Here is a 252-nt window from a genome sequence, read left to right as displayed (position 1 = left end):
CACGCTGGTATAGAGAGACTGCCATGCGGTGGGCGCTGAACCATCGAGGGTGATCTTGCCGATGAGTAGTCGAATTTTGTCTTGCCGGGGGGTGCCACTAGTGGTCAGCCTGACCTCTTTTGTGTCTGACTCCGTGACGATGGCTAGAGCCCAGCCTGTGATGCTGAGGTCCGTGGCGACTGTGGCCTCCAGCACTACATATCCTGCCGTAGCCGTTCTTTCCGTGTCAAAAATTCCGCTCAGCGAGACAGC

1 protein-coding gene is annotated in these 252 nt (G+C 57.1%); it reads right to left on the bottom strand.

The genetic code is table 11. The annotated features are described in order from the left end of the window. Positions 1 to 195, bottom strand: a 195-nt coding sequence (locus P9217_RS30290) for a hypothetical protein (RefSeq protein ID WP_278088340.1), incomplete at its 3' end; no start/stop codon positions are given. Between the last annotated feature and the right edge of the window lie 57 nt (positions 196 to 252).

The organism is Mesorhizobium sp. WSM4989 (assembly GCF_029625795.1).
Lineage (GTDB): Bacteria > Pseudomonadota > Alphaproteobacteria > Rhizobiales > Rhizobiaceae > Mesorhizobium.
This window is presented reverse-complemented; position numbering and strand designations above follow the sequence as displayed.